Here is a 6,600-nt window from a genome sequence, read left to right on the forward strand (position 1 = left end):
AGGACGTCCTCACACGCTTGCCGACCCACAAGGCCAACGACATCGACGCGCTACTGCCGCATCGTTGGCAACCTCTCTCGACTGCCGCCTAAACTCGCTCGTCAAGACGGGTTGGCTGGTCGCTTACGCCCCTCCCGACACCAGTGGCATAAATAACGGAATGCAAATTACAAATTGGAAAAACGGCTGCAATTCCGATAAAGATTCACCCGGCGGAAATGAGGGGCTGCTAGGAGTGGGATCGAAAAACACAAAAACTTCAGCGACAGCACAAGCATTTCAAGACAATTTCAATAATTTGATTCGGCGTCTGAATATAAAAAATATTCGTGTTGGAGGAACTTCAGCAGACAGCGTCAAGCAGCGCGTTGGGGATGCAAGCTCGCGTGCCTATCCGCCGCTCCAAACAGCCAAAAACGTGATTGATTTCGCCAAGGAAGTCGGTTTGACTGAACTTGAGTGGAACCTTCCAGTTTATGGGGTGGACGTATCGACATATTTTAACTACGCTGCCTCATTATTGGAGTACAAAAATTCAACATATCCAAAGCTAAAGCTTATCTTCGAAATTGGAAATGAGGACAACAATACGAGGATGAGTTATGCCTCTTGGCTGGCCTCCTTTAAATCTTATGTTTCGGGAATTTATAAGCTAACTTCCGATTCTCTGAAGAAAAATCTTTATTTTACGGGACCAAGCACAGCCGGTCAAGGGTGGAATTCTAATATCGTTAACGACTCTTATTTTGTGACGGATAATATTTCGGAGGCTCAGATAGCAGGGGTTAAATCACTTATTTCGTATGTAAATACCCATGAATATCCGTTGGGTGGCGGGTATACGTCCCCATGTCTCGCGCCCGGTGTGACTGGCTCGGGGACGACATGTCTTTCGCTGGTAAGTAAATTGTTGGCGCAGGGAGCGTATGACCCCTCGAATTTCACGGCGACGCTTTCGAAGGTAAATCTCTCGCCTAGGTTGATGGAGATAAACAGCATGTACGGCGGCGGAATTGCTGGAGCTGGCGACTCTTTCGCTGCGGCATTGTGGGCGCTGAATAACGTGAGTTGGTTTGCACAGAACAGTAAATTGGCGGGATTGAACCTGCACTTGGGTGCGACCAACGGTGGTTACTCGCCGATTACACCTCCATTCACGAATGGTAGCGGTAATAACGCTTTGCCGACGCTCAAGGCGGACGGATACGGGATGCTCACATACGGCCAATTCAACCAAGGAGGCAAGATTATCGTTCCGTCGGTCGTTGGATTGACTTCTCGTATTTCAGTATTCGGAGCATTACAACCTGACGGGCATCTTCGCATGTTAATCATCAACCGAAACTGGACAGACAACGGTAACGATCCAGTGATTGCAACGGTCACTGTCCCGAGCGGCTACTCCACTGCCCGTACTATGAGTTTGGCGCAAAGCGGATCGAATCCTATGTCACCTACGGGAATCTCGCTTGGCGGAAGCGGCGTGGCAAGCGATGGTGCGTGGAGTGGTGTATGGACTGCAGCGTCTCGAGCGAATGCTGATGGAACTTACACCTTCACAGTGCCTCCAGTGCAGGCGATGGTGGTTGATTTCTCAAAGTAGTTCGATCGCGAGATTAGCGTTATTCCGTGGCCGCTTGGATAAAGCTGAAGCCGGTGTCCAAAGTAGTGTCCGTTATTTCAAGTGATGGGAGCTACTTTGGACACACGGAATGCGCGACCGTCGAACTGCAAAGTCCGGCCGAAATGCACATGGACGTCCGCTGTACTACGGGACGTTCAGCCCGGGCCGCCACCACATGCTTGTAGGCCTGGAGAAACAGGCGAAGCTGAAATTTTTATCGCGGAGTGGAGTTGCCCCTGTAATATCGGACACAGCGTCACACTAAGGTTGTTGAATCCATCGAGCGCCGGAATTCGCGAGGCGAGCGGTATTTCAGCGCGCTATGGGGATGCTTCTCGTTGTAATGCTCGAACGCGATGGCCAAGTTGCGTGCAGCAGTCGCTGCGTCTGGCTTCGGCATGAAGGCGACGTAGTCGCGTTTCATCGTCTTCACGAAGCTCTCGGCCATCCCATTACTTTGTGGGCTGCACGCCGGCGTGGTCAATGGCTTCAGGCCGATGGCCGCTGCAAACCGGCGCGTATCGTCGGCCGTATAGCCCGAACCGTTGTCGCTCAGCCACTCGATTTCGGACGGTGTATGCAGTTCGTTGCCAAACCGATTTTCCACTGCAGCCAGCATCACGTCGCGCACGATGTCACCGCTGTGACCTGCCGTCGTAGCCGCCCAGCTCATCGCCTCGCGGTCGCAGCAGTCCAGCGCAAACGTCACGCGCAGCGGCTCGCCGTTGTCACAGCGAAACTCGAATCCATCGGAGCACCATCGCTGATTGCTGCGCGCGACGGCCACCTTGCCGTCGTGCCGACGTTGGGGGCGAGGCGGAAGCGGCCGGCGCTGCATCAGCAACCCGTGCGTGCGCATGACGCGATGGACGCCGTGCATCTGAATCCTGATCGCATTGATAACCTGGATGTCACACCACAACGCCGCAAGAGAGAAAGGCCGCCTGCTATTTATTCGTTGAGGCGACAACTAGCTTGAAAATTTCCATACTCGTTTTAGTGGCGCGACGATTGTGCTGCGCCGCGAGTGCGAGCGACTTATTCGATACCATTTGTTGAAAGTGGTTTGAAAATCTACGCGATTGACGAGAAATTTACAGTCAATTTTTCAAAGTTCTTAGCACTATCCCTAGGTAGACGTGCAACACACGCGCCAGAATAATAGATACCATTGGATGGACCAATGGTCCGGTTAAATGTACGTCAAAATAGACGGGCCCAATTCAGAGGGGCGGAATTGCGGCCGAGTCGCAGCTTTGCTTCCCAATTGTCTGCAGTGTAGATAAAAATTCCGCACTGGAATCAGGTAGCGCAACCTCTCTTGTATATCTGGGTTTTTAGTTGACGTGGCCTCTTGCGCTTGGACTTCATGCAGGTTCGGCGCGGTGTTTCGACAATGAGAATGACGATGATTGCTATGGTGCTTCCGGCTTCCGGCTTCCTGGCGAATGGCGCACGCGCAGAGCGGCGTGACGCTGTACGGTCGTCCGGATGCAGGATCGAGAATATGAGTGGCCTCACGACCAGCTGCGGTGGGTCGATGAGCCGCTGAAGCGCGGGGAGTGGAGACTCGGGCACCCATTTGGGGGCTTGAACGGGAGCGAGGACCCCGGTGCCGAAACCAAGGCGGTATTCCGCCTGGAAGACGGATTCAATGCGGTGACGAGGGCGCTCGGCCAGGACGGCACGAACCGGAATCGTTTTGTGGCGGTCGGGCTGCCGAACTATCGATACGGCACGTTGTTGCTGGGGCCAAGAACCAGTGATCACGAACGGCGTAGGGGACTTCGGTCCGTTCGGTCAGACGGACTGGTCGTTGGCCTCGCTGGTGCGTGGCCGTAACTGGATCACGAAACAGCAGCAACATGCTATATCAGTCGCTGGAATTCCACAGCTTCGACGTACATGGGCAGTATTCACTATCGAATGCGACGAACGGGAACGGCACAACGCCTGCTGGCCGTGCGAGCGGAATTCAGTTCACGGATACGAACGCCTATTTTCAACTTCGCGACACCTGAAAGGCTAAATTATTGTCAGAAATACGCACCGTGCTGTCCATCTCTGAAATTTAAGATAACTTTTCATTATCATCATCGGCCAAGATATTAAAATTACGAAGTAGCTTCGAGTGGGCATTCGATTAAGAAAGGGGCGCAAGTCGCGAAAACCATCGCCAAGAAGAAGGAGGAAAAACAATTGGAGCGCCGACATCGATTTCATGAAAGCGCCGGTCGTTGTAATTAACTTTGAACTCCACGTTTACATCAGGTGAAGAGATGACAAAACCGAATCGTTATCGCAGGAAATTCCTCAGGAACAGTACGTGGCTGGCCGTGGGCGGGTTATTGAGTGGGTGCGGCGATGGCGATCAGAAGAGTCAGGCCGTCATGTTAGATCCGACGACGCCTGTGGCATTGCCACCACCAAATCCGGCGACGGTCGCGACGTCGACATCGGTCAACGCGCCGTCGGGTCCTGCTTATGTACCTGGCAACTTCACAGTAAGTGAATTGAAGACCAGCATTTTCGACGGGGTGTTCACCGGAAACGGGTTGGTTGGAACGATGACCTACATTGCGTCGCGAGATCCAGCAACAGGTGTGCGGGTCGATGTGGGCCGTACCGATCTTTACGATCATCGGCCACATGGGGCACGCAACACCGTACTGTATACTAGCCCACGATTGCCTCTGGGGCACTTCCTGGTCGACATAGGCGAAACGATTACAAAAAAATCGGGGACCATGTATTTGTACGATGCCTACGCAGCAGGCACATTTACGACGGCCACCGCTCGAAACGTTCAGATATCGACGACGACGCTTCGCGACGAGGATTTCGTCATTATCGATGTGAGCAAGTCCGCGACCGGGCCGGCAATTAACGTTAGTTGGATGCCGGCTCCCTCCGTGAGTCCGAGAATTTCGAATCATCCGTTAGCGAGTTACGTTGGTGGTAACCCGGCTCCAACGACGTCGAGCATTGGCGATTGCGTGTTATGTACTCAGCCGATGAGTGCGGGGGGGGCATACGGAATCTGTTATAGAAAAATCGAAACGACCACGTGTATCAAAGTGATCGCGCTGACGTTCTATTCAACGACAGATTCCGCCGCCGGCAATGATGCTGTTGCCAAGTTGGCAGCATTTTCCCTTGAGGAATTGCCAGAAAAAATCGATGCACATCGCAATGGCTGGCATCAATATTACGCACTTTCGACGTATCGAATTCCAGACCCGGAATTTCAAAGTTTCTACGATATGCAGGTCTACAAGTTTGGGTGTGCAGGCCGCCGCGGCGGGCCGGCAATTGATTTGCAGGGGCCTTGGGCCATCGGCACAACCTGGTGGGCCGGATATTGGTTCAATTTGAACATGCAGCTAACTTACGCACCGCTCTACGCTGCCAATCGGCTGGATATTGCGACGACACTGATCGACATTCTAACTGAAAATGAAACCAATCTCGCTAAGAATGTACCGACCCAATATCAGGCTGATTCGGCTGCATTGACTACAACCACTTCTAATGATCTCATTGGTATCGTGTCGCTTGCGTACGATAGTACCACGGGTTCAACTTCCGGCAGCGGGGAATATCTCGGCAACTTGTCATGGTTGCTATTCTATGTTTATCAGCATTATCGATTTACGATGGATCCTGCGATCGGCAAAAAACTATACCCGCTGCTGCGAAGAAGCGTTCAGTATGCCGTTCATTTGTCGAAAAAGAACAGCGCGGGGCGGTACCAGCTGGCTGTCAAGACCGGTTCGCCGGAGTATTCGGCAACGAATGGGAGGAGCGCATTCGATAACCCGAACTACGATGTTGCGATTGTGAGGTGGAGCTTGGGTGCGCTGCTTCAACTGGATCGCGATCTGGGGATGAATAGCCCAGACGCATCCTCGTGGAGAAATTTTCTGGATAATTATGTCGATTACTCAAGCGACAGCGCAACAGGGTATAGAATATCGATTGATTATCCATTTCAAGTTCCGCATCGACATTATTCGCATCTTTTTATGATTTACCCACTTTGTCTTGTCACAGTCGATCAACCTGACAAAATCGCCTTGATGAAACAATCGATTAATACTTGGACGAAAACCACAAACGCGTTTCGTGGTTACTCATTCACCGGTTGGGGATCAATGCTCGCGATGATGGGCGATGGCGACGGAGCAATCGACAAGCTTACGACCTTCTTGCACATGGCCGAGAGCCCCGTCCATGCGAATACGCTGTATGGGGAAGTGAGCGATATCGGCGATTTGGCCTCCCCGGTCATCGAATCGCCGCTGTCGATGATGACGAGCTTGCAAGAGTTGAGTCTGCAGTGTTTTAGCGGTGTCACGCGTGTTTTCCCGGCAGTGCCGAGTAGTTGGAAGAATGTTTCGTTCAGTAATTTCCGCACGGACGGTGCTTTTCTAATTTCAGCAACACGGGAAGGAGGGGTGAATCAGTCGATCACGATTTTCAGCGAAGTCGGGGGCACCATCAAAATTAAGCACAATCTTGGTGGTTCGGTCCGAGGTTCGATCGATATTTCGTCGATGGGAACCGACATCCTGAGCATCCCGATGACAGCTGGTCAGATCGTGATGCTTCAGAGAGGTTGAGTCGCATTAGCTTTAACGCGCAACCGGACAACAGTTCGAGGGTGCGTTCGGCTATCGGGTAAGGTAATTTTATCGTGCTTGATAAGTACAGAATCAGTGTGTAGATTCCCCGCTGGGTGCAGTGGGGAATCTGTCAAACGTATAAATCTATGGTCCGTTGGACCGGCCAGCCTTTCGTAGACATCTTCGAGCCATAATTTATGGCAACCGAGGAGGTCAGGATGAGCTGAGGCTGGCCCAATTTCCGTCCCGGTCTTAGTTGGAAAATTCCGGCTCTTCGGGGTGGGCCGGATCGGCCCGATCGGTGCACTCGCGGGCGAATTCCGCCGGCGTCATCCACTGCAGCGCAGAGTG

Annotated in this window: 2 protein-coding genes and 1 pseudogene; 2 read left to right on the plus strand and 1 reads right to left on the minus strand. The window is 52.5% G+C overall.

What is annotated here, in order from left to right:
• Positions 1–1,603, plus strand: a 1,603-nt coding sequence (locus CFB46_RS35755; protein ID WP_306427334.1) for a hypothetical protein, incomplete at its 5' end; no start/stop codon positions are given.
• A gap of 277 nt (positions 1,604–1,880) precedes the next feature.
• On the opposite strand, the pseudogene CFB46_RS34835 reads toward CFB46_RS35755, so the two are convergent.
• Positions 1,881–2,510, minus strand: a pseudogene (locus tag CFB46_RS34835) (IS3 family transposase); the annotation flags it as partial.
• 1,393 nt (positions 2,511–3,903) lie between these two features.
• Between CFB46_RS34835 and CFB46_RS35760 the strand changes: the two are divergent.
• Positions 3,904–6,246, plus strand: a complete 2,343-nt coding sequence (locus tag CFB46_RS35760) for a glycosyl hydrolase family 95 catalytic domain-containing protein (RefSeq protein WP_143751639.1) — start codon at positions 3,904–3,906, stop codon at positions 6,244–6,246.
• Positions 6,247–6,600 lie beyond the last annotated feature (354 nt).

It is taken from the genome of Burkholderia sp. HI2761 (genome assembly GCF_002223355.1).
Lineage (GTDB): Bacteria > Pseudomonadota > Gammaproteobacteria > Burkholderiales > Burkholderiaceae > Burkholderia.

Bases quoted from the DNA above. Each gene is read 5' to 3' on its own strand.
- CFB46_RS35760 (WP_143751639.1), top strand. From the start codon at position 3,904: ATGACAAAACCGAATCGTTATCGCAGGAAATTCCTCAGGAACAGTACG.